The 20,405-nt window shown below is 72.5% G+C and carries 20 protein-coding genes; 16 read left to right on the forward strand and 4 right to left on the reverse strand.

Going from position 1 to position 20,405, the window contains the following annotated elements; translation table 11 throughout:
• Positions 1 to 12: 12 nt before the first annotated feature.
• Positions 13 to 336, reverse strand: a complete 324-nt coding sequence (locus AB0E91_RS25585; protein ID WP_161179149.1) for a DUF427 domain-containing protein — start codon at positions 334 to 336, stop codon at positions 13 to 15.
• A gap of 51 nt (positions 337 to 387) precedes the next feature.
• On the opposite strand from AB0E91_RS25585, the gene AB0E91_RS25590 reads away from it, so the two are divergent.
• The 5 genes from AB0E91_RS25590 (at position 388) to AB0E91_RS25610 (ending at position 7,360) form a co-directional block, all read left to right on the forward strand.
• Positions 388 to 927, forward strand: a complete 540-nt coding sequence (locus AB0E91_RS25590) for a TIGR00730 family Rossman fold protein (protein ID WP_361786896.1) — start codon at positions 388 to 390, stop codon at positions 925 to 927.
• 7 nt (positions 928 to 934) lie between these two features.
• Positions 935 to 1,633, forward strand: coding sequence for an SDR family oxidoreductase (locus AB0E91_RS25595; protein ID WP_361786359.1), 699 nt, complete (start codon positions 935 to 937; stop codon positions 1,631 to 1,633).
• A gap of 37 nt (positions 1,634 to 1,670) precedes the next feature.
• Positions 1,671 to 2,678, forward strand: a complete 1,008-nt coding sequence (locus AB0E91_RS25600) for a methionine synthase (RefSeq protein WP_361786362.1) — start codon at positions 1,671 to 1,673, stop codon at positions 2,676 to 2,678.
• 15 nt (positions 2,679 to 2,693) lie between these two features.
• Entirely contained in the window at positions 2,694 to 4,889 is a 2,196-nt protein-coding gene (gene ligA / locus AB0E91_RS25605; RefSeq protein ID WP_361786365.1) for an NAD-dependent DNA ligase LigA, read from the forward strand.
• A 260-nt stretch (positions 4,890 to 5,149) separates the two neighbouring features.
• Positions 5,150 to 7,360 (forward strand): bifunctional diguanylate cyclase/phosphodiesterase, encoded by a 2,211-nt coding sequence (locus AB0E91_RS25610; RefSeq protein ID WP_361786368.1) that lies wholly within the window; start codon positions 5,150 to 5,152, stop codon positions 7,358 to 7,360.
• 63 nt (positions 7,361 to 7,423) lie between these two features.
• On the opposite strand, the gene AB0E91_RS25615 is transcribed toward AB0E91_RS25610, so the two are convergent.
• On the reverse strand, positions 7,424 to 8,005 hold the full coding sequence (locus AB0E91_RS25615; RefSeq protein ID WP_361786371.1) for a TetR/AcrR family transcriptional regulator: 582 nt from the start codon (positions 8,003 to 8,005) through the stop codon (positions 7,424 to 7,426).
• A gap of 91 nt (positions 8,006 to 8,096) precedes the next feature.
• Here AB0E91_RS25615 and AB0E91_RS25620 point away from each other — a divergent pair, with 91 nt between their 5' ends.
• The 6 genes from AB0E91_RS25620 (at position 8,097) to gatB (ending at position 12,659) form a co-directional block, all read left to right on the forward strand.
• Positions 8,097 to 8,468 carry a DUF4267 domain-containing protein gene (locus tag AB0E91_RS25620; RefSeq protein ID WP_361786374.1) on the forward strand — a complete coding sequence of 124 codons (372 nt, stop codon included), beginning with the start codon at positions 8,097 to 8,099 and terminating at the stop codon, positions 8,466 to 8,468.
• Between the two features lie 17 nt (positions 8,469 to 8,485).
• The gene (locus AB0E91_RS25625; protein WP_361786377.1) at positions 8,486 to 8,980 is read left to right on the forward strand and encodes a cupin domain-containing protein; all 495 of its coding nucleotides are present in this window, start codon (positions 8,486 to 8,488) and stop codon (positions 8,978 to 8,980) included.
• Between the two features lie 115 nt (positions 8,981 to 9,095).
• Entirely contained in the window at positions 9,096 to 9,392 is a 297-nt protein-coding gene (gene gatC, locus AB0E91_RS25630) for an Asp-tRNA(Asn)/Glu-tRNA(Gln) amidotransferase subunit GatC (protein ID WP_018531282.1), read from the forward strand.
• A 6-nt stretch (positions 9,393 to 9,398) separates the two neighbouring features.
• Positions 9,399 to 10,892 carry an Asp-tRNA(Asn)/Glu-tRNA(Gln) amidotransferase subunit GatA gene (gatA, locus tag AB0E91_RS25635; protein WP_161182189.1) on the forward strand — a complete coding sequence of 498 codons (1,494 nt, stop codon included), beginning with the start codon at positions 9,399 to 9,401 and terminating at the stop codon, positions 10,890 to 10,892.
• Entirely contained in the window at positions 10,889 to 11,128 is a 240-nt protein-coding gene (locus AB0E91_RS25640; protein WP_161182188.1) for a hypothetical protein, read from the forward strand. Before gatA ends, AB0E91_RS25640 begins: the two co-directional genes overlap by 4 nt.
• 16 nt (positions 11,129 to 11,144) lie before the next feature.
• Positions 11,145 to 12,659 carry an Asp-tRNA(Asn)/Glu-tRNA(Gln) amidotransferase subunit GatB gene (gatB, locus tag AB0E91_RS25645; protein WP_361786382.1) on the forward strand — a complete coding sequence of 505 codons (1,515 nt, stop codon included), beginning with the start codon at positions 11,145 to 11,147 and terminating at the stop codon, positions 12,657 to 12,659.
• Between the two features lie 78 nt (positions 12,660 to 12,737).
• On the opposite strand, the gene AB0E91_RS25650 is transcribed toward gatB, so the two are convergent.
• Positions 12,738 to 13,535, reverse strand: a complete 798-nt coding sequence (locus AB0E91_RS25650) for a methyltransferase domain-containing protein (protein ID WP_361786385.1) — start codon at positions 13,533 to 13,535, stop codon at positions 12,738 to 12,740.
• Positions 13,536 to 13,611: 76 nt separating this feature from the next.
• Here AB0E91_RS25650 and AB0E91_RS25655 point away from each other — a divergent pair, with 76 nt between their 5' ends.
• The 5 genes from AB0E91_RS25655 (at position 13,612) to AB0E91_RS25675 (ending at position 19,096) form a co-directional block, all read left to right on the forward strand.
• Entirely contained in the window at positions 13,612 to 14,112 is a 501-nt protein-coding gene (locus AB0E91_RS25655; RefSeq protein WP_361786388.1) for a hypothetical protein, read from the forward strand.
• Between the two features lie 124 nt (positions 14,113 to 14,236).
• Positions 14,237 to 14,812, forward strand: coding sequence for a GNAT family protein (locus tag AB0E91_RS25660; RefSeq protein ID WP_361786391.1), 576 nt, complete (start codon positions 14,237 to 14,239; stop codon positions 14,810 to 14,812).
• 35 nt (positions 14,813 to 14,847) lie between these two features.
• Positions 14,848 to 15,462, forward strand: a complete 615-nt coding sequence (locus tag AB0E91_RS25665; protein WP_361786394.1) for a hypothetical protein — start codon at positions 14,848 to 14,850, stop codon at positions 15,460 to 15,462.
• A gap of 209 nt (positions 15,463 to 15,671) precedes the next feature.
• On the forward strand, positions 15,672 to 15,932 hold the full coding sequence (locus AB0E91_RS25670; RefSeq protein ID WP_361786397.1) for a hypothetical protein: 261 nt from the start codon (positions 15,672 to 15,674) through the stop codon (positions 15,930 to 15,932).
• 104 nt (positions 15,933 to 16,036) lie between these two features.
• On the forward strand, positions 16,037 to 19,096 hold the full coding sequence (locus tag AB0E91_RS25675) for an AAA family ATPase (RefSeq protein WP_361786899.1): 3,060 nt from the start codon (positions 16,037 to 16,039) through the stop codon (positions 19,094 to 19,096).
• A gap of 73 nt (positions 19,097 to 19,169) precedes the next feature.
• Here the strand turns inward: AB0E91_RS25675 and AB0E91_RS25680 are convergent, their stop codons facing one another.
• On the reverse strand, positions 19,170 to 20,324 hold the full coding sequence (locus AB0E91_RS25680; protein ID WP_361786400.1) for a PQQ-dependent sugar dehydrogenase: 1,155 nt from the start codon (positions 20,322 to 20,324) through the stop codon (positions 19,170 to 19,172).
• Between the last annotated feature and the right edge of the window lie 81 nt (positions 20,325 to 20,405).

Raw genomic sequence — 20,405 nt, forward strand, 5'->3', positions numbered from 1 at the left:
CGACACCCGAGGTCACGACACTTCGGGCGTGTAGAAGCAGTAGTGGTCCCGGATCTCGGCCACCTCCGGCTTCGGGTCGGGATACGCCCACACCAGGTCGGGTGCGTCCGGCAGCGACCAGTAGGACGCGGTGCCCTTGAACGGGCAGACGGTGTGTGTCTCCGAGGGCGTCAGCAGGTCGAGGCGGACGTCCTCGGCGGGGAGGTAGTAGCGCGGCGGACAGCCCGTCTCGCGCAACACCAGCGGTCGGTCGGTCTCCGCGAGCACCCGGCCGTCGTGTACGACGCGCACATGCTGCTCGCCCTTGTCGATCGTGATCGTGTGTCCATCGGCCATACCGGGAAAGCACCGGCGGAGCCGCCGATGTTCCCGCGTACCGTGGGCGCCATGAACATCTGCGTCTTCCTCTCCGCCGCCGACCTCGACGACCGCTACACGCGCCCCGCGCGCGAGTTCGGGAAACTGATCGGCAAGGGCGGCCACACGCTCGTCTGGGGCGGCTCCGACTCCGGCCTGATGAAGGTCGTCGCGGACGGTGTACAGGAGGCCGGAGGCAGGCTCGTGGGCGTCTCCGTGGAGTTCCTCTCGGCGGTGGCGCGGCCCGGCGCCGACGAGATGGTGGTCGCGAGCACCCTCGCCGAGCGCAAGAAGCTGCTCCTGGACAAGGCCGACGCCGTCGTCATCATGGTCGGCGGCACCGGCACCCTGGACGAGGCCACCGAGATCCTGGAGCTGAAGAAGCACGGCCACACCGACAAGCCGGTGGTCCTGCTCAACACGGCGGGCTTCTACGACGGTCTTCAGCAGCAGTTCCGGCGCATGGACGAGGAGGGCTTCCTGCCCCGCCCGCTCGCCGAGCTGGTCCACTTCGCGGAGGAGCCCGCGGCCGTCCTGGCCCACCTGGAGAACTCCCTGCCCGCCCGCTGATGCGAGCATGGCGCACATGGCTACTCATGTGATCACCGGCGCCGGTTCCGGCATCGGCGCCGCCGTCGCCCGCCGTCTGCACGCGCGCGGGGACGAACTCGTCCTGCACGCGCGCGACGCGGGCCGCGCCAAGGAGCTCGCCGCCGAGTTCCCCGGCGCCCGCACCCTGGTCGGCGACCTCTCCGACCCCGACAAGCTGTCCTGGGCGTTCTCCCACCAGAGCCTGCCGGAGCGCGTCGACTCGCTGCTGCACATCGCCGGTGTCGTCGACCTCGGTGAGGTCGGGGACCTCACCCCCAAGTCCTGGCGCCACCAGCTCAACGTCAACCTGATCGCCCCGGCCGAGCTGACCCGGCACTTCCTGCCCCAGCTCCGCGCCGCCCGCGGCCAGGTCGTCTTCGTCAACTCCGGCGCGGGCCTGAACGCGCACGCGAACTGGTCGGCGTACGCCGCCTCCAAGCACGGCCTCAAGGCGCTCGCGGACTCCCTGCGCCAGGAGGAGCACGGCAACGGCGTGCGGGTCAGCTCCGTCTACCCCGGGCGCACCGCCAGCCCCATGCAGGCCAAGGTGCACCAGCAGGAGGGCAAGGAGTACGACCCCGGCAGGTTCATCGACCCCGAGTCGGTGGCCGACACCATCCTGCTCGCCCTCGATCTGCCGAGGGACGCCGAGATCAACGACCTGACGGTCCGTCCCGGCCGCTGACCTGCGACGCCGGTGCCGTACGGCATACCCTGCCGGGGTGAGTGAGAAGAGCGAGTTCACCTTCCCGGCCGCCACCGGCGTCGGTTCGATGCCCGGCGAGGACGCGCGCGAGGCCGCCAGGACGGTCACCGGCAGCCTGGAGGACTTCCCGTACCTCGCCGAGCTGCCCGCGCGCGGCCCCGGCGCCGACATGATCGGCCGCACCGCCGGGATGCTCGTCGAGCTGTACGCGCGCGTGGAGCCCAGCGGCTGGCGCCTGTCCGACCACCCCGGCCGCGACACCCGGCGCGCGCACGCGTGGCTGCGCCAGGACCTCGACGCCCTGGAGGAGTTCACCCAGGGCTACGAGGGCGACGTCAAGGTGCAGGTCGTCGGCCCCTGGACGCTGGCCGCCGCCCTGGAGCTGCGCAACGGCGAGGCCGTGCTCTCCGACCCCGGCGCCTGCCGCGACCTCACCGCCTCGCTCGCCGAGGGGCTGCGCCTCCACCTCGCCGACGTGCGCCGCCGCATCCCCGGCGCCCGCGTCGTCCTCCAGCTGGACGAGCCCTCCCTGACGGCCGTACTGCGCGGCCAGGTCAGGACCGCCAGCGGCTACCGCACCCACCGCGCCGTCGACCGCCAGATAGTGGAGTCCGCCCTGCGCGACGTGCTCGGCGCCAACGGCGAAGGCCCCGCCCTCGTCCACTCCTGCGCCCCCGACGTGCCCTTCGCGCTGCTGCGCCGCGCGGGCGCGGACGCCGTCTCCTTCGACTTCGCCCTTCTCACCGAACGTGACGACGACGCGATCGGCGAGGCCGTCGAGGCGGGCACCCGGCTCTTCGCGGGTGTCGTGCCCGGCACCGATGCCGCGTTGTCGGACCCTGCCGGTAGCGTCATGGGTGTCAGGACGCTGTGGCGCAGGCTGGGGCTGCGTCCGGGGCTGCTCGCGGAGGCGGTCACGGTCACGCCCACGTGCGGTCTGGCGGGTGCTTCCCCCGCCTACGCCCGCAAGGCGCTCGCCCACTGCGTCCGGGCGGCGAGATCCCTCGCGGACAACCCTGAGTAACGGGAGGACCACACGGTGGCCGGCGACAAGCAAGCGGCGACGACAACGGTGCCCGCCGAGGCGCGCGAGCGGCACGGGCGGCTCGCGGAGCAGGTCGAGGAGCACCGCTTCCGGTACTACGTGAAGGACGCTCCCGTCGTCAGCGACGCGGAGTTCGACCGGCTGCTCAAGAGCCTGGAGGCCCTGGAGGAGGAGTACCCGGAGCTGCGCACCCCGGACTCGCCCACCCAGAAGGTCGCCGGGTCCTACGAGACCGAGTTCACCGCCGTCGCCCACCGCGAGCGGATGCTCTCCCTGGACAACGCCTTCGACGACGAGGAGCTGGCCACCTGGGCCGACCGCGTCCACCGCGAACTGGGCGACCAGGAGTACCACTTCCTGTGCGAGCTGAAGGTCGACGGCCTCGCCGTCAACCTCACCTACGAGCACGGCCGCCTCACCCGCGCCGCCACCCGGGGCGACGGACGCACCGGCGAGGACATCACGCCCAACGTCCGCACCATCGCCGACATCCCGGACCGCCTGCACGGCGACGAGGTGCCCGACCTCGTGGAGATCCGCGGCGAGGTCTACTTCCCGATGGACAAGTTCCTGGAGCTGAACGAACGCCTGGTCGCCGCCGAGGACAAGCCCTTCGCCAACCCGCGCAACGCGGCGGCCGGTTCACTGCGCCAGAAGGACCCGCGCGTCACCGCCACCCGCCCGCTGCACATGGTCGTCCACGGCATCGGCGCCCTGGAGGGCTTCAGCGGCCTCACCCGTCTGTCCGAGGCGTACGACCTGCTCAAGACCTGGGGCCTGCCCACCTCCACGCACAATCGTGTGGTGAACGACCTCGACGGCGTACGGGAGTTCATCGCGTACTACGGCGAGAACCGCCACTCCGTGGAGCACGAGATCGACGGTGTCGTCGTCAAGCTCGACGAGATCCGCCTCCAGGGCCGCCTGGGCTCCACCGCGCGCGCCCCGCGCTGGGCCATCGCGTACAAGTACGCGCCGGAGGAGGTCAACACCAAGCTCGTCGACATCAAGGTCGGCGTCGGCCGCACCGGCCGCGTCACCCCCTACGCCCAGGTCGAGCCGGTCAAGGTCGCGGGCAGCGAGGTCGAGTTCGCCACCCTGCACAACCAGGAGGTCGTCAAGGCCAAGGGCGTGCTCATCGGCGACACGGTGGTGCTGCGCAAGGCCGGTGATGTCATCCCGGAGATCCTCGGCCCGGTGGTCGACCTGCGCGACGGCAGCGAGCGGGAGTTCGTGATGCCGGCGAACTGCCCCGAGTGCGGCACCCCGCTGCGGGCCATGAAGGAGGGCGACATCGACCTCCGCTGCCCCAACGCGCGTACCTGCCCGGCCCAGTTGAGAGAGCGCGTGGCCTACCTCGCGGGACGCGAGTGCCTGGACATCGAGCACTTCGGAGGCGTGGCCGCCGCCGCGCTCACCCGCCCCCTTGAGCCCGCCGAACCGCCGCTGGTGGACGAGGGCGACCTGTTCGACCTGACGGTCGAGAAGCTGCTCCCCATCAAGGCGTACGTCCTCGACCCCGACAGCGGGCTGCCCAAGCGCGACCCGAAGACCGGCGAGGAGAAGGTCGTCACCGTCTTCGCCAACCAGAAGGGCGAGCCGAAGAAGAACACCCTCGCCCTCCTGGAGTACATCGAGGCGGCCAAGCAGCGCCCGCTCGCCCGCTTCATCAACGGCCTGTCCATCCGTCATGTCGGCCCGGTGGCCGCGCAGGCGCTCGCCCGCGAGTTCCGCTCCATCGACCGCATCGAGGCGGCCACGGAGGAGGAGCTGTCCGCCACCGACGGCGTGGGCCCCATCATCGCCGCCGCGCTCAAGGAGTGGTTCGCCGAGGACTGGCACCGCGAGATCGTGCGCAAGTGGAAGGCGGCCGGAGTCCCGCTGGAGGAGGAGGCCACCGGCGAGGACGAGGGCCCGCGCCCGCTCGAAGGACTCACCGTCGTCGTCACCGGCACCCTGGAGAACTTCACCCGCGACGGCGCCAAGGAGGCGCTCCAGACCCGGGGCGCGAAGGTGACCGGATCGGTGTCCAAGAAGACCTCTTTCGTGGTCGTCGGTGACAACCCCGGCTCCAAGTACGACAAGGCGATGCAGCTCAAGGTGCCCGTCCTGGACGAGGACGGCTTCACCGTCCTGCTGGACAGCGGCCCCGACGCGGCGGCCGAAGTCGCCCTGCCGACCGAGGAGTAGCGGTTGAAGGCCACCCGATCGGCGCATATCAGGTGCATACGGGTGGCCCGGCCGCATTCGGGCAACCGTCCACGACCGCTGCCCCAGGAAGCCCTTGGCGGCCTACTGTTGAGATGTGCGCCCGCCGTGCCCAGCCGCGGCCGGTGCATCTCCGCGGCCGCCGGGCGGCCCGGGGGAGGGCTGTACACCGCCGGGCCGCCGATGGCCGACGGCCATCGAGCCGCGTGGCGTGGGCACCGCCGGCTGTGAGAGGGACGGGAATGGAACCGACCGAGAGCGTTGCCCCGGACCCACGGCGGCCGCGCCGCCGCCCGGGCGCGTGGCGGGGGAACCGGTGGACGGGGCAGAGCGGCGACCGCGCCGGTCCACGCGTCCCGGCACCCCTCCCCGCCCCCGCGCGAACTCCCGAACTCCCGCCGGCCCTCGGCGCTCCGGCCCCCTCCCGGCTGCGCCGACTGCGGTCACTGCCCGCGCTCGTGGTCGGCGCCGCCGGACTCCTGCTCACCGGCGGCCTGGCCGCCGCCTTCGTCGAGGGCCACGCCCTCTTCCCGAGCGGCACGGCCGGCTGGGCGCTCGCCCTGCTCACCGGCGTCATCGTCGGACACCTCGTCATGCTGGGCCGCGCCCGCTGGTGGGGCGGCACCGGTTCCGGCGCCGCACTCACCCTCGCCGTCCTGCTGCTCTACGGCTGGATACCCGCGGCCCTGGTCAGCCTCACCGTCGTCGTCCTGGTCGGCGCGGCCCGGCGGCAGCGCCTCGCCCAGGGACTGCTGCACGGCGCGGTGGACATCCTCGGCATCGGCGCGGGCGCCCTGGTGCTCGGCGCGTTCGGCCGGGTGCCCACCGTCGAACGGCCCTGGGGGATGGGCGGCTGGGGGCTCGGCACCGTCCCCGAGACCGTCCTCGCGGCCGCCGCGTACCTCGTCGTCGGCCGGGGGCTGCTGTGGTACCTGCGTGCCCCGCGCGGGCGCGGGCTGCCGACCATCGCCCGCAGCGCTCTGGTCAGACAGGGACTGGTCGCGGTGGCGCTGCTCGGCATCGCCCCGCTGGTGTGCGTGGTCGCGGACGCGCAGCCGGTGCTGCTGCCGCTGTTCGCCGTCCCGCTGATCGCGCTCGACTCCGCGCTGTGGATGGCCCGGGCGCGCGCCGAGGAGCAGTTGCGCGACCCGCTGACCGGACTGCCCAACCGGCAGTGGCTGCTGGAGCGCATCTGGACCGCGCTGGACGACGCCGAACGCATCGGGGCGCGTTCCGCGCTCCTGCTGATCGACCTCGACCGGTTCCGGTCCGTCAACGACACCCTCGGTCATCTCGCCGGGGACCGGTTACTGCTGCAGATCGCGGAACGGCTGCGGCACGCCCTGCCGCGCGGAGCGGAGGCCGCGCGGCTCGGCGGTGACGAGTTCGCCGTCCTGCTGCCCGTGGCCGACTCCACCACCTCGGCCACCCGCATCGCCCGCGGCCTGGTCACCGCGCTGAGCTCCCCGCTCGACCTCGACGGGCTCACCCTCGTCCTGGAGGCCAGCGCGGGCGTCGCCCTCTTCCCCGACCACGCCCTGGACGCCGAGGGGATGCTGCGCCGCGCCGACGTGGCGATGTACCAGGCGAAGCGGGACCGCTCCGGCGTCGAGGCGTACGAGTCCAAGCGGGACTCCAATACCCCCGACCGGCTCGCCCTGCTCGGCGATCTGCGCCGCGCCCTGGACGCCCACGAGGTGCAGCTGCACTACCAGCCCAAGGTGCGCTTCGACGGACAGGTCGCCGGTCTGGAGGCCCTGGTGCGCTGGGTGCACCCGGAGCGCGGAAAGGTTCCGCCGGACGAGTTCATCGCCATCGCCGAGACCTCCGGGCTGATGCCGCTGCTGACCGAGTACGTCCTGGAGACCGCCCTCGCCCAGGTCGCCCGCTGGCGCGAACAGGGCCTGCGGGTACCCGTGGCCGTCAACGTCTCCCCGCGCGACGTCCACTCGCCCGGCTTCGCCGGTTCGGTCGCCGCCCGGCTCGCCCGGCACGGGGTCCCGGCGGGGGCGCTTCAGCTGGAGATCACCGAGCATGTGCTCCTCGAGGACCCGACCCGCGCTGCCGACACGCTGGCCGCGCTCACGGGGCACGGGGTGAAGATGTCGCTCGACGACTTCGGTACGGGGTACTCGTCGCTGGTGCATCTACGGCGGCTGCCCGTCAGCGAGTTGAAGATCGACCGGTCCTTCGTGGCGCGGCTCGCGGTGGACAACGAGGACGCGGAGATCGTGCGGTGCACGGTGGACCTGGCGCACTCGCTGGGGCTCGTGGTCGTCGCCGAGGGTGTGGAGGACGACGAGACGTGGGAGCGGTTGCGGGATCTGGGGTGTGACGCGGTGCAGGGGTGGCTGGTCGCTGCCGCTATGCCTCCCGAGGAGACCACCGCCTGGCTGCGGGCTCGGGGGTCTCGGGGGTGGCGGTCGCCCGCGGCGCTTCCGGCCGGGGAATAGGGGGGTTCTCGCCGTTGGCGGGTGCCGGTTCGGTGTGGCTGGTCGCGCAGTTCCCCGCGCCCCTCAGGGAGTTGTCGTGAAGTGGTTGATCAGTAGGGCCAGCCTTGTCTCCTGTGCTTCCTTCGGCAGGCGGCCGCTTCGCATCAGTGTCACCAACCCGTGCAGGGCTGCCCAGTAGGTCTCCGTGAGGAGGCCCCGGTCCTCGTTCTCGCCCGCCGTCGGTTCCACCGCCTGGAACAGTTCACCGAACGCCTCCTGGAGCGGGGCCGGGGCCTCCGGCGTGGCGAACGGCAGGTCCACCGGGTGGGTGAAGATCGCGTCGTAGAGGGCGGGCCTGCGGTGGGCGAAGGCGGTGTACGCCCTGCCCACGGCCGCCAGGGCGCCCTTTGAGTCCGCCGCCCCGGTGCGGGCGGCCCGCAGCTCCGCCGCCAGTTCCACGCAGCCCTCGACCGCGACCGCGGCCATGATCGCGTCCTTGCCCTTGAAGTGGCTGTAGAGGACCGGCTGGCTGTACTCGATCTCGGCGGCCAGGCGGCGGGTGGTGACCGCGTCCCAGCCCTCGGCCTCGGCCAGTTCCCGTGCGGCGGTGATGATCAGCCGCTCGCGCTCCGCTCGTTCGCGCTCGCGGCGCGTCTGGATCGACATGGTTCGGATTCTAGCAGTGCTAGCATTTCTGTCTTCGCTCTGTTAGCTTCGCTATTACTGCTAGCGCTGCTAGAAAACAGGGGGAGAAGACATGCTCGTCACCGCGTACACCCTGGCCGTCGCGCTCGATCTGTTCTGCGTGTTCATCGGCTACCGCTTCCTGTTCCAGCCCGCCTCCGCCGCGGCCGGCTACGGAGTCCCCGCCCGGCCCGACGGCGACGCGGGGGCCTATCTCTCGATCAAGGGGCTGAGGGACGGCACTTTCGGCCTGGTCGGTCTCGCCCTGCTCCTCTTCGTCGGCGTGCGGGCCGAGGCGTGGTTCATGCTCTGCGTCGCCCTCATCCCGCTCGGCGACACGCTGATCGTCCTGCGCAACGGGGGCACGAGGGCCGTCGCCTTCGGGATCCACTTCGCCACCTGCGTCGTTGTCCTGATCAGCGCCGCTCTGCTCTTCGCCGTCTGATCTCACAGGGGGAAGTCATGTCACTGTTCGTGCCGAAGTTCGACGAGACCGTGCTCGTCCGGGACGCCGACGCCGAGGTGATCGGCGGAGAGCCCGTCGGGGTCAGGCTGCTGGCCGACAGCAGCGCGAGCGGGGGCGCGCTGTCCACCGTGCGCGTTACCCTCGCGGAGGGGGCCGACGGCGCCCGTCCGCACGTCCACCACCACTCCGCCGAGATGTTCTACCTACTCGACGGCGCCGCCGAGGTCCTCTCCGGCGACGACATCGTGACCGCCGGGCGCGGTGACCTGATCGTCGTCCCGCCGGACCGCCCCCACGCCTTCGCCGCCGTCCCCGGCTCCACCGCCGATCTCCTGGTCGTCATCACCCCCGGCGTCGAGCGCTTCGAGTACTTCCGCCACCTCCAGCGCATCCGCCTCGGCGAGCTGACCCCGGAGAGCCTGCTGGAGGTGCAGGAGCGGTACGACAACCACTTCCTGCGGAGCGAGGTGTGGGAGGACCGGCGCCGCTGAGCGGGGTGGGCGTGGAGCCATGGGGCGCGGGCCCCGGGAAACCGTTTCACGGGTACCCGGGCCCGCCCCATAGGATTGGCCCAAAGCACACACACTCACCCCAGAGGAACGCTGAATGCCTGGCATCACGCGCGAGGAGGTCGCCCACCTCGCCCGGCTGGCGCGTCTGGAGCTGAAGCCCGAAGAGCTCGACCACTTCGCGGGACAGCTGGACGACATCATCGGCGCGGTCGCCCGCGTCAGTGAGGTCGCCGACCAAGACGTACCGCCGACCTCGCACCCGCTCCCGCTGACGAACGTCATGCGCGCGGACGAGGTCCGTCCCTCGCTCACCCCCGAGCAGGCGCTCTCCGGCGCCCCCGCCCAGGAGCAGCAGCGTTTCAAGGTGCCGCAGATCCTGGGGGAGGACTAACAAGTCATGACCGACATCATCAAGCTCACGGCCGCCGAGATCGCCGAGAAGATCGCCTCCGGCGAGCTGACGGCCGTCGAGGTCACCGAGGCCCACCTCGCCCGCATCGGCGCCGTCGACGAGAAGGTGCACGCCTTCCTGCACGTCGACCGCGAGGGTGCGCTCGCCCAGGCCCGTGCCGTGGACGAGAAGCGGGCCCGCGGCGAGAAGCTCGGCCCGCTGGCCGGCGTCCCGCTCGCACTCAAGGACATCTTCACCACTGAGGGCATCCCGACCACCGTCGGCTCCAAGATCCTCGAGGGCTGGATCCCGCCGTACGACGCGACGCTCACCAAGCGCCTCAAGGACGCCGACGTCGTCATCCTCGGCAAGACCAACATGGACGAGTTCGCCATGGGGTCCTCCACCGAGAACAGCGCGTACGGCCCGACCGGCAACCCCTGGGACCTCACCAAGATCCCCGGCGGCTCCGGTGGCGGTTCCTCCGCCGCGCTCGCCTCCTTCGAGGCCCCGCTCGCCATCGGCACCGACACCGGCGGTTCCATCCGCCAGCCGGCCGCCGTCACCGGCACGGTCGGCGTCAAGCCGACGTACGGCTCGGTCTCCCGCTACGGCATGGTGGCCTTCTCCTCCTCCCTCGACCAGGGCGGCCCCTGTGCCCGTACGGTCCTGGACGCGGCCCTGCTGCACGAGGTCATCGCCGGTCACGACCCGCTGGACTCCACCTCCATCGACGCCCCGGTCCCGCCGGTCGTCGAGGCCGCGCGCAACGGCTCGGTCGCGGGGATGCGCGTCGGTGTCGTCAAGCAGTTCCGCGGCGAGGGCTACCAGGCCGGTGTCCTCCAGCGCTTCGACGAGTCCGTCGAGCTGCTGAAGGAGCTGGGCGCCGAGATCGTCGAGCTGGACTGCCCGTCCTTCGACCTCGCCCTGTCGGCGTACTACCTGATCGCGCCGTCCGAGTGCTCCTCCAACCTCGCCCGCTTCGACGGCCTGCGCTACGGCCGCCGGGTCGGCGACGACGGCACCCACTCGGCCGAGGAGGTCACCTCCCTCACCCGTGAGGCGGGCTTCGGCGACGAGGTCAAGCGCCGCATCATGCTCGGCACGTACGCCCTCTCCAGCGGCTACTACGACGCCTACTACGGCTCCGCGCAGAAGGTCCGCACCCTCATCACGCGGGACTTCGAGAAGGCATTCGAGCAGGTCGACGTGATCGTCTCCCCGACGACCCCGACCACCGCCTTCGCGATCGGCGAGCGCGCCGACGACCCGATGGCGATGTACCTCGCGGACCTGTGCACCATCCCGACGAACCTCGCGGGCAACGCGGCCATGTCGCTGCCCTGCGGTCTCGCCCCGGAGGACAACCTCCCGGTGGGCCTGCAGATCATCGCCCCGGCGATGAAGGACGACAGGCTGTACAAGGTCGGCGCCGCCGTCGAGGCCGCCTTCGTGGAAAAGTGGGGACACCCGCTCATCGAGGAGGCACCGTCGCTGTGAGTGCACTGAACAAGGCCAAGGGCTTCAAGAAGTCGAGGTCCGGCACGTACCTGTCCATGGCCGGGACCGCGTTCAGCGCGGTCGGTGTCGCCAAGCAGATCAAGAAGGCCCGCGCCGAGCACGACACGCTGCGCCTGATCGACGCCGCCGCGTCCGCCGTCGCCATCGTCACCGGGCTCGCCATCCTCTACCGCGAGCTGAAGCGGCTGGGCGACGACGACGTCCTGCTGGGCTGAGAGGGAAGTTTTCACCGTGACCACCACGACCGACCTGGTGTCGTACGAGGACGCTCTGGCGTCGTACGACCCCGTCATGGGCCTTGAGGTCCATGTCGAACTCGGCACCAACACCAAGATGTTCTGCGGGTGTTCGACCGAGCTGGGCGCCGAGCCCAACTCGCAGACCTGCCCGGTGTGCCTCGGCATGCCCGGCGCGCTCCCGGTCGTCAACGCGACCGGCGTCGAGTCCGCGATCAAGATCGGCCTCGCGCTGAACTGCTCGATCGCCGAGTGGTGCCGCTTCGCCCGGAAGAACTACTTCTATCCGGACATGCCGAAGAACTTCCAGACCTCCCAGTACGACGAGCCGATCGCCTTCGACGGTTACCTCGACGTGCAGCTGGAGGACGGCGAAACCTTCCGCGTGGAGATCGAGCGCGCCCACATGGAGGAGGACACCGGCAAGTCGACGCACGTCGGCGGCGCCACCGGCCGTATCCACGGCGCGTCCCACTCCCTGCTCGACTACAACCGCGCGGGCATCCCGCTCATCGAGATCGTCACCAAGCCCATCGTGGGCGCGGGCGAGCGGGCCCCCGAGGTCGCGCGCGCCTACGTCCGTGAGCTGCGTGAGGTCATCCGGGCCCTCGGCGTGTCCGAGGCCCGCATGGAGATGGGCCAGATGCGCTGCGACGTGAACCTGTCGCTGCGCCCGCACGGCCGCGAGAAGTTCGGTACGCGCTCCGAGACGAAGAACGTCAACTCGCTGCGCTCGGTCGAGCGTGCGGCCCGCTTCGAGATCATGCGGCACGCGGCCGTGCTCGACGGCGGCGGCACGATCATCCAGGAGACCCGCCACTTCCACGAGGACACGGGGTCCACGACCTCGGGCCGCGTGAAGGAGGAGGCCGAGGACTACCGGTACTTCCCGGAGCCCGACCTCGTCCCGGTGGCGCCCTCGCGCGAGTGGGTCGAGAAGATCCGCGCCGCGCAGCCCGAACTGCCGCTGGCCCGCCGTACCCGCCTCCTTGCGGAGTGGGGCATCTCGGCCACCGACATGCAGTCGATCACCAACGCCGGTGCGCTGGACCTGATCGTCGCCACCATCGACGCCGGTGCCGACGCGGCCTCCGCGCGCAAGTGGTGGATGGGCGAACTGGCGCGCAGCGCCAATGAGTCGGGCACGTCCCTGGACGAGCTGGCGATCACGCCGGAGCAGGTCGCGCGAGTGACCGCGCTGGTCAACTCCGGTGATCTGAACGACAAGCTGGCGCGTCAGGTCATCGAGGGCGTCCTCGCGGGCGAGGGCACCCCGGACGAGGTCGTGGAGAAGCGCGGCCTGAAGGTCGTCTCCGACGAGGGTGCGCTGACCACCGCCGTCGAGGAGGCCATCGCCGGTAACCCGGGCATCGCGGACAAGATCCGCGGTGGCAAGGTGGCGGCGGCCGGCGCCCTGGTCGGCGCGGTCATGAAGGCCACCCGTGGCCAGGCCGACGCCGCCCGCGTCAAGGAGCTGATCCTGGAGCAGCTGGGCGTGAGCGAGGGCTGAGTCCCGCACACACCGGTCGTGGCCCCGGAGGACAACGCGTCCTGCGGGGCCACACCCTTGTGTACGCGGGGCGCGCCGCTATGTGCGCCGGCCCACGATCCGGGCGAAGCCCAGCAGCTCGTCCGTGTCGGCCTTCAGCAGGTCGACGCAGTCGCGCGCGAGGCCCCGCATGAACTCGCTCGGGCTCTCCTCGGCGCACACCTCGCTCCACAGCAGCCACTCGCGCGCGCCGTCCTCCAGCCGGTCGGCCGCCTCCACGGTCACGGCGCCGGTGCGCGTCCAGTTCCGGTGCCACCAGGCGGGGGAGTGGAAGCACCAGTAGGCGGGCTCCCAGTGGGCGGCGAGCGAAGCGGGCGGCTCGGCTCCCTCCAACTCCTCCCGCAGGGACGGCACGACGACACCGATCCGGCCACCGGGCTTCAACAGCCGGGTCAGCTGCGGGAGATAGAGGTCGTCGGTGCCGAAGTACTGGTACGCGTCGACGGACACGATCGCGTCGAACGAGCCGTCCCCGAAGGGCAGTTCGTGCGCCTCGGCGCGCACGGGCAGCACCCGGTCCGCCAGGCCCGCCTCGGCGATCCGTACCGCGTTCTCCTCCGGCCGTACCCACAGATCGGCGGCGACGACCTGGACGCCGTACTCGCGGGCGAGGAAGACGGAGGTCATCGCGCGCCCGCAGCCGAGGTCGAGCACGCGGGCACCGGGCGGCAGCCGGTCGAGCCCGAGCGCGGGCGCCAGCCACTCCAGCAGCCACAGGGCGTGCGGACCCATCTGGTTCTCGATGGTCCAGCGGGCGTCGTAGCGGGCGGAGCGGGGGTAGCGGGGAAGGGTGAGACGACGGGTGAGTTCGTCGGGGCTCTGCGGATTTCCGGTCACGAACGATTAGGGATAGCACCCTTACGGGCGGCCCCGCACCGGGATTGATCCAGGCGAGGCGCTACGCTCGCGCCGCATGAGTGGACGTACCGATTCCGGCACCGCACCCGTCACCGCCGAACGGGACGACCTCGCGGAGAGCACGGGGGACAGCGACGAGGAGACGGCGGGTGCCGAGGGCCTGGCGGGGGACGGCGGCGAAGACACTGACGGGGACGCCGACGACGCCGACGGCGCGGGTGACGCCGACGATCCGGACGGTGACGCGGACGACCACCCGGATGACGATCCGGCCGACGCCCCGGACGACGACGATGACGATGACGAGTACGACGAAGCCCGCCGCGCCCGCTGGGCCTCCGTCCTCACCGGTGCCGTGCTCTGCGCCGCCGGGGTCGGGGCCGCGCTCTTCCGGCTGACCAGGGCCGAACCCGCGCTGGTGCCCGCCGCCTACGCCCTCGGTGCCGCCGTGTGCGCCCTCGCGGGGTTCCTCGGCTCCCGGGGCCGTACCCGCCGCGCGCTGTGGCTCCTGGTGGCGGGGACGATGATCATGGCGCTGGGCGACCAGTTCGACTGATTCGACCGAGGCGACCGGTTCGACGGGGTGTGAAATGCGGGGGAACGCGAACCGGGGGTGTGAAAAGCTCGTCGCGGCCCGGGCCGGAAGAACCGCCGGGGACTGCGGAAGGAAGCGGAACACGATGTACGCGACATCCCTCGGGGACGACGGCGCCGAACTGCGGCCCATGGAGGTCTGGCACGCGGAGGCGATGTTCGCCGCCATCGACGGCGCACGGGACTTCATCGGGCGGTACGTCGGTCTGCCGGACGCGGTGCCGGACCTGGAAGGCGCGCGTGCCTTTCTGAAGCGGTACGCCGACAAGCGCGCCACCGACAGCGGCAGCCTGCACGGCATATGGCTGGACGGCAAGCTCGTCGGCGGCCTGCTCTTCCGGATCTGGGACACGGAGGCGGGCACCTGCGAGGCCGGTTGCTGGCTGGTGCCGGAGGCGGCCGGGCGCGGGCTCGTCACGCGCGGGATGCGGGTGCTCCTCGACTGGGCGTTCGACGAGCGCGGCATGCACCGCGTGGAGTGGCTGGTCGCGCCCGCGAACCAGCCCAGCGTCAATGTGGCCCGGCGGCTGGGCATGAGCCGCGAGGGTGTCCTCCGCGAGAACTTCCCGCACCGCGGGGTGCGCCAGGACACCGAGATCTGGGCGGTGCTCGCCCCGGAGTGGCGTGCGGCACGCGCGAGCGCAGCGCACAGCGATCGTTAAGACGACTCTCAGACTCCATCCGTACGGTGCCGGGCATGGCTACGAAGACAGACGTCACCAAGACCGACGACGAGCGGGCACCTGAGGAGGCACCGGTGGCCGAGGCCCCCGAGAAGGAGGCCCCCGAGGCGGAGGCTTCGGAGACGGAGTCCGGCGCCGGCCCGGTGGAGCCCTCGGCCGAGGACCACGAGGAGACCTCCGGCGAGGACGCCGACGAGTCCTTCGGCGAGGACGACCCCGCCGCGCCCCGGGAGAAGACCGGGGTCGGGCAGGGCGCCGCCGCCGTGGTCTCGGCCGCGCTCGGCCTGGTCTCGCTCAACGGCGGCTGGATCGGCACGCTGGCCTCGGCCCGTGCGCAGCTCATCGGCCAGTTGCAGACCTCGTCCAGTGCGAGCGTCTCCCAGCAGATCAAGGCGGTCTACGGCGACGCCTGGCACGCCACCGCCCTGTGGGCCGGCCTGTTCGCGGTCGCCGCGCTGGTCACCGGCGTGGTCGTCCTGATCCGGCCCGCCTTCGGCGCCCCCGGCCGGCCGCAGGCGCCCTGGATCAAGTCGGTCGCCTGGGCGGGTGTCTCGCTCGGCGTCATCGGCCTGCTGCTCGCGGTGCTGAAGTACTCCGACGCCCTGCTCGGCCTGCCCTCGGCGAGCTGACCCGGCTCATCCTCAGGGGGCCTCAGAGAGTCCCCGGAGTGTCCTCAGGGCCTCCGGCGAGTCTCTGAGGCCCCCTTATGCGTGCCCGGGGCAGGGGCGGCCCCGCCAAGATGCGGAACTCGCCCGATGCCGGGCCACCCCCTGGGAGCGGAGGGTGGAGTCCTCGCGAGAAGCGAGCGACCCGACCCGAAATCCCAGGAGGACACGCCATGTTCGCGTACGACGACTACCACCGGATGCGTTCCGCCGAGCTGCGCCGCACGGCCGAACGGGACCGGCTGGTCCGCGAGGCGGTACGCACGGCCCGTGAGACGCGCCGGGACGAGGGGCGCGGTGCGGGCGCCCGGCAGGACGGTACGGAGGCCGATTCGCATACCGGCGGTCCGGGGCGCTCGGACGGTCCGGGGCGTCCGGACGGGCCCGGGCGCTCGGACGGTCCGGAACGGCACCGGTTCACGCGCGCGGCGTGAGGAACGGGCCGGTGAGCACTGCCGCGGCGTCAAAGACGGGTGGTGGTACGACGATCACACCAGCCCTGTGGAAAACTCCCGCCGTCACCTCCCCGACCCGTGCGATGCTCGGGCACGTGGAAACCAGGTCCGTCAGTCCCGTGTTCGTCGGCCGTGCCGATGAGTTGGACACCTTGAGAGACGCGCTCGCCCGCGCCGCCGGGGGAGAGCCGCAGGCGCTGCTGCTCGGCGGTGAGGCGGGGGTCGGCAAGACCCGCCTCACCGAGGAGTTCGGCGCCCTCGCGGCGGCCCGGGGCGCGGTCGTCGCGCGGGGCGGCTGCGTGGAGATCGGCGCCGACGGGCTGCCGTTCGCCCCCTTCTCCGGCGCGCTGCGCACCCTGCGCGCGGCACTGCCCGAGCCGTTCGCCGACGCGGCGAGCACACAGGAGGGCGAACTGGCCCGGCTGCTGCCCGAGCTGGGCGAGAGCACGGCCGCGGACCGGCCCGACGAACAGGGCACGGCCCGGCTGTTCGAGCTGACCGCCCGGCTCCTGGAGCGGGCCGCCGCCGAGCGGACCGTGGTGCTGATCCTGGAGGACCTCCACTGGGCGGACACCGCCACCCGCCATCTCCTCGCCTACCTCTTCCGCACCCTGCGCACCGGCCGCGTCCTGCTGCTGGCCACCTACCGCTCCGACGACATCCACCGCCGCCACCCGCTGCGCCCGCTGCTCGCCGAGCTGGACCGGCTGCGCACCGTCCGCCGCCTCGAACTCGCCCGCTTCACCCGCGAGGAGGTCGGCCGCCAGATCGCCGGCATCCTCGCCGCCGAACCCGACCCGCGCCAGGTCGACGCCATCTTCGAACGCTCCGACGGCAACGCCTTCTTCGTGGAGGAGCTGGCCGTGGCCGGCTGCGAGGGCTGCGGCACCGGACTCACCGACTCCCTGCGTGATCTGCTCCTGGTCCGCGTCGAGGCGCTGCCCGAGAGCGCGCAGCGGGTCGTCCGGATCATCGCCGAAGGCGGCTCGACGGTGGAGCACCGGCTCATCGCCGCCGTCGCCCGGCTCGCCGAGGACGACCTCATCGAGGCCCTGCGCGCCGCCGTCGGCGCCCACATCCTCATCCCGGACCCGGACGGCGACGGCTACCGCTTCCGCCACTCCCTGGTCCGCGAGGCCGTCGCCGACGACCTGCTGCCCGGCGAGCGCTCCCGGCTCAACCGCCGTTACGCGGAAGCCCTGGAGGCCGATCCCGGGCTCGTCGCGGCCGACGCCCGTGTGCTGCGTCTGGCGGGGTACTGGTACCACGCCCACGACCCGGCCAAGGCGCTGCCCGCCGTCCTCGACGCCGCCGTGGTGGCCCGCCGCAGACACGCCTACACCGAGCAAATGCGCCTCCTGGAGCGCGCGACGGTCCTGTGGGACACCGCGCCCGACGAGACCCGCGCGGCCCTGCGCCCCATCGACTGCATGGACGTCTACCCGGCCTGCGCGCTCCCGTCCGGAGAGCAGGGCCGTCCGGCCGCCCCGCTGCGCTACGTCGACCTGCTCGCGGAGGCGGTGGTGGCGGGGCGTTTCGGCGGTGAGCGCGAACGCGCGCTGAAGATCTGCAAACGCGCGCTGCGGCTCCTGGAGGACGAGCCCGACCCCCTTCGCTCCGCCTGGTTCTGGGTGCAGCGCTCGCGGCTGGTCCAGGCGCTGGCCCGGGGCGACGGCTGGCGTGAACTGGCCACCGCCCAGGACCTGGTGCGCGGTCTGCCGCCCTCCGAGGTGCACGCCGAGGTGCTGGCCCTCGTCGCCGGGTGGTCCATGCTGCACCGGCCGGGCCCGGACGCCTTCGCCGCCGCCGAGCGGGCCGTGGAGTACGCGCGCATGGTCGGCGCCCGCGAGATCGAGCTGCACGCCCGGCTCACCCTGGGCAGCCTCATGATCGACGCGGGCGGCATCGACGCCGGACTCGCGGAGCTGCGCCAGGTCAGCGCCGACGCGCTCGCGGAGGGCGTGACCGAGGTGGCCCGGCGCGCCTACATCAACCTGCCCTCCGCCCTGCTGACCCTCGGGCGCCAGCGGGAGGCCGAACCCCTGCTGCGCGAAGGACTCGACTTCGCCCGCCGCTCCGGACCGCTCGACCCGCAGGCGTGGATGTGGAGCAACCTCGCCGAGACGCTGTACGCGCTCGGCCGCTGGAGCGAGGCCGCCGAGGCGGCCGAGCGGGCCCTGCGTACCGGCACCAGCGCCCGGCCGCAGGGCGGCGGTGCCCTGAACCTCGCCCGGTTCGCGCTGGCCCGGGGCGACATCACGGAAGCGGCCCGGCACCTGGCCGTCGCCCACGAGCGCTACGGCACGCAGGACCCGATGCCCCAGCAGTGGCTGCCCCTCGCCCGGGTCGCCCTCGGGGTCGCCGCCGAGGAGGGCCGGTTCGAGGACGCCCGGGCCGAGCTGCGCGCGACGCTGGAGCGCGGGGTGCCGACGGGCGCCCACCGGGACGCCTGGCCGCTGCTGCTGGCCGCCGCCACCGCCGAGGCCGACGTCCGCGCCCTGCCCGCCGCCGAGCCCGGCCGCGCCGCACAGCTCGCCCTGCTCCGCGAGACCACGCGGACCATGCCGACCGGTGTCCCGCTCTGGCGGGCGTACGCGGAGTGGACCCGCGCGGAGCTGCTGCGCGCGGAGGACCGGGCGACGGCCGCCGACTGGTCGCCGGTGGCCTGCGCCTTCGAGTGCCTGGACCGGCCGTACGATCTCGCCCGGGTCCGCCACCGGCTGGCCGAGGCGCTGCTCGCGGAGGGCGGGGACGACGAGCGGGACCGGGCGGCGGAGCTGCTGCGGCTGTCCGGGGCGGTCGCGGAGCATCTGGGCGCCCGTCCGCTGGCCGACGCGGTGGCCCGGCTCGGCCGCCGCGCCCGCCTCACCCCGGCCCGCGCCCCGAAGCAGCCCCTCGCCGTCGCGGACCCCGCCACCGCCCTCGGTCTCACCGGCCGGGAGCGGGACGTGCTGCGCCTGGTCTCGGCCGGCCGTACCAACCGGCAGATAGCCGAGGAGCTGTTCATCTCCCCGAAGACGGCGAGCGTGCACGTCTCCAACATCCTGGCGAAGCTGGGGGTGTCGAGCCGGGGCGAGGCGGCGGCGCTGGCCCACCGGCTGGAGCTGTTCCCACCGGGGGAGGAGCGACTGGTGGCGGGGTGATGTCGGCGCGCGCCGGACAACGGTGCCCGCGGCCGCCGGACAACGGCCCCACCGCCGCCAGGGCGAGTGCCCGTCAGCTCACCCGCAGCTCGAGCAGCCGGTCGTCGCCCTTCTTCGGGTCGCCGCGTCCGTCGGTGTTGCTGGTGAGCAGCCAGAGGCGGTCGCCGCCCGCCGGGACCACCGTGCGCAGGCGGCCGTACTCGCCGTCGAGGAACGCCTGGGGCGGCGCCGAGGCGGCGGTGCCGCGCAGCGGGACACGCCACAGCCGCTCGCCCCTGAGCCCCGCCATCCAGATCACGCCGTTCACCAGGGCGATGCCGCTGGGGGAAGCCTCGTCGGTGTGCCACTGGGCCAGCGGACTCGTGAACCGCTTGTCGTCGGACCTGCCCTCGGCGTCGGGCCAGCCGTAGTTGCCGCCGGGGGCGATCGCGTTCAGCTCGTCCCAGGTGTCCTGGCCGAACTCCGAGGCGAAGAGCCGCTGTTGGGAGTCCCAGGCCAGGCCCTGCACATTGCGGTGGCCGTAGGAGTACACGGGCGAGTTGGGGAAGGGGTTGCCGGGCGCCGGTTCGCCCTCCGGGCTCAGCCGGAGGATCTTGCCGCCGAGCGACTTCCGGTCCTGGGCCAGGTCGCCGCTGCCGCTCTCGCCGGTGCCCGCGTAGAGCATCCCGTCGGGGCCGAACGCGATGCGGCCGCCGTTGTGGATGCGGCCCTTGGGGATGCCCTTGAACACCGTGTCCGGGGCGCCGAGTTGCTCACCGGACGGCTTGTTCTCGTCGTAGCGCACGCGGACGATGCGGTTGTCGGAGGCCGAGGTGAAGTAGGCGTAGACCATGTGGTCCGAGGCGAAGCCCGGGGACAGGGCGATGCCGAGCAGGCCGCCCTCCCCGTCCGGGGAGACGCCGGAGATCCGGCCCAGCACGGTCTTCTCGCCCGTCTTCGGGTCGATCCGGGTGAGCGTGGCGTCGTCGCGGGAGGAGACCAGCAGATCGCCGCCGGGCAGCGGCGCGAGTCCCCAGGGGGTGCGCAGGCCGTCGGCCGCCGTGCGCAGCACCGTCACCGAGCCCTTGGCGGCGGGAGCGGCAGGGGACGCGGTGCCCGTGGCCGGACCGCCGGGTGTGGTGCTCCGGCCGCCGTCGGACACCCCGCCGCTGTCGGCGGAGCAGCCCGCCACGAGCAGCAGCGCGGTCGTCGCCAGCACCGCCGGCAGGATTCGGCTTCGCACGATCAAGATCCTCTCGGAGCTGCGGCCGTGGAACAGCTACCCGTCTGACGCGGAAACGTACCGCGACACCGTTCCCGTTCCCGAAGA

This window comes from Streptomyces sp. NPDC026659 (assembly GCF_040638245.1).
Classification (GTDB): domain Bacteria; phylum Actinomycetota; class Actinomycetes; order Streptomycetales; family Streptomycetaceae; genus Streptomyces.

What these genes read in the sequence shown, in the direction of transcription:
- AB0E91_RS25585 (WP_161179149.1), bottom strand. Translation starts at nt 336, where the DNA reads ATGGCCGATGGACACACGATCACGATCGACAAGGGCGAGCAGCATGTG.
- AB0E91_RS25590 (WP_361786896.1), top strand. Translation starts at nt 388, where the DNA reads ATGAACATCTGCGTCTTCCTCTCCGCCGCCGACCTCGACGACCGCTAC.
- AB0E91_RS25595 (WP_361786359.1), top strand. Translation starts at nt 935, where the DNA reads ATGGCGCACATGGCTACTCATGTGATCACCGGCGCCGGTTCCGGCATC.
- AB0E91_RS25610 (WP_361786368.1), top strand. Translation starts at nt 5,150, where the DNA reads ATGGAACCGACCGAGAGCGTTGCCCCGGACCCACGGCGGCCGCGCCGC.
- AB0E91_RS25615 (WP_361786371.1), bottom strand. Translation starts at nt 8,005, where the DNA reads ATGTCGATCCAGACGCGCCGCGAGCGCGAACGAGCGGAGCGCGAGCGG.
- AB0E91_RS25620 (WP_361786374.1), top strand. Translation starts at nt 8,097, where the DNA reads ATGCTCGTCACCGCGTACACCCTGGCCGTCGCGCTCGATCTGTTCTGC.
- AB0E91_RS25625 (WP_361786377.1), top strand. Translation starts at nt 8,486, where the DNA reads ATGTCACTGTTCGTGCCGAAGTTCGACGAGACCGTGCTCGTCCGGGAC.
- gatC (WP_018531282.1), top strand. Translation starts at nt 9,096, where the DNA reads ATGCCTGGCATCACGCGCGAGGAGGTCGCCCACCTCGCCCGGCTGGCG.
- gatA (WP_161182189.1), top strand. Translation starts at nt 9,399, where the DNA reads ATGACCGACATCATCAAGCTCACGGCCGCCGAGATCGCCGAGAAGATC.
- AB0E91_RS25655 (WP_361786388.1), top strand. Translation starts at nt 13,612, where the DNA reads ATGAGTGGACGTACCGATTCCGGCACCGCACCCGTCACCGCCGAACGG.
- AB0E91_RS25660 (WP_361786391.1), top strand. Translation starts at nt 14,237, where the DNA reads ATGTACGCGACATCCCTCGGGGACGACGGCGCCGAACTGCGGCCCATG.
- AB0E91_RS25665 (WP_361786394.1), top strand. Translation starts at nt 14,848, where the DNA reads ATGGCTACGAAGACAGACGTCACCAAGACCGACGACGAGCGGGCACCT.
- AB0E91_RS25670 (WP_361786397.1), top strand. Translation starts at nt 15,672, where the DNA reads ATGTTCGCGTACGACGACTACCACCGGATGCGTTCCGCCGAGCTGCGC.
- AB0E91_RS25675 (WP_361786899.1), top strand. Translation starts at nt 16,037, where the DNA reads ATGCTCGGGCACGTGGAAACCAGGTCCGTCAGTCCCGTGTTCGTCGGC.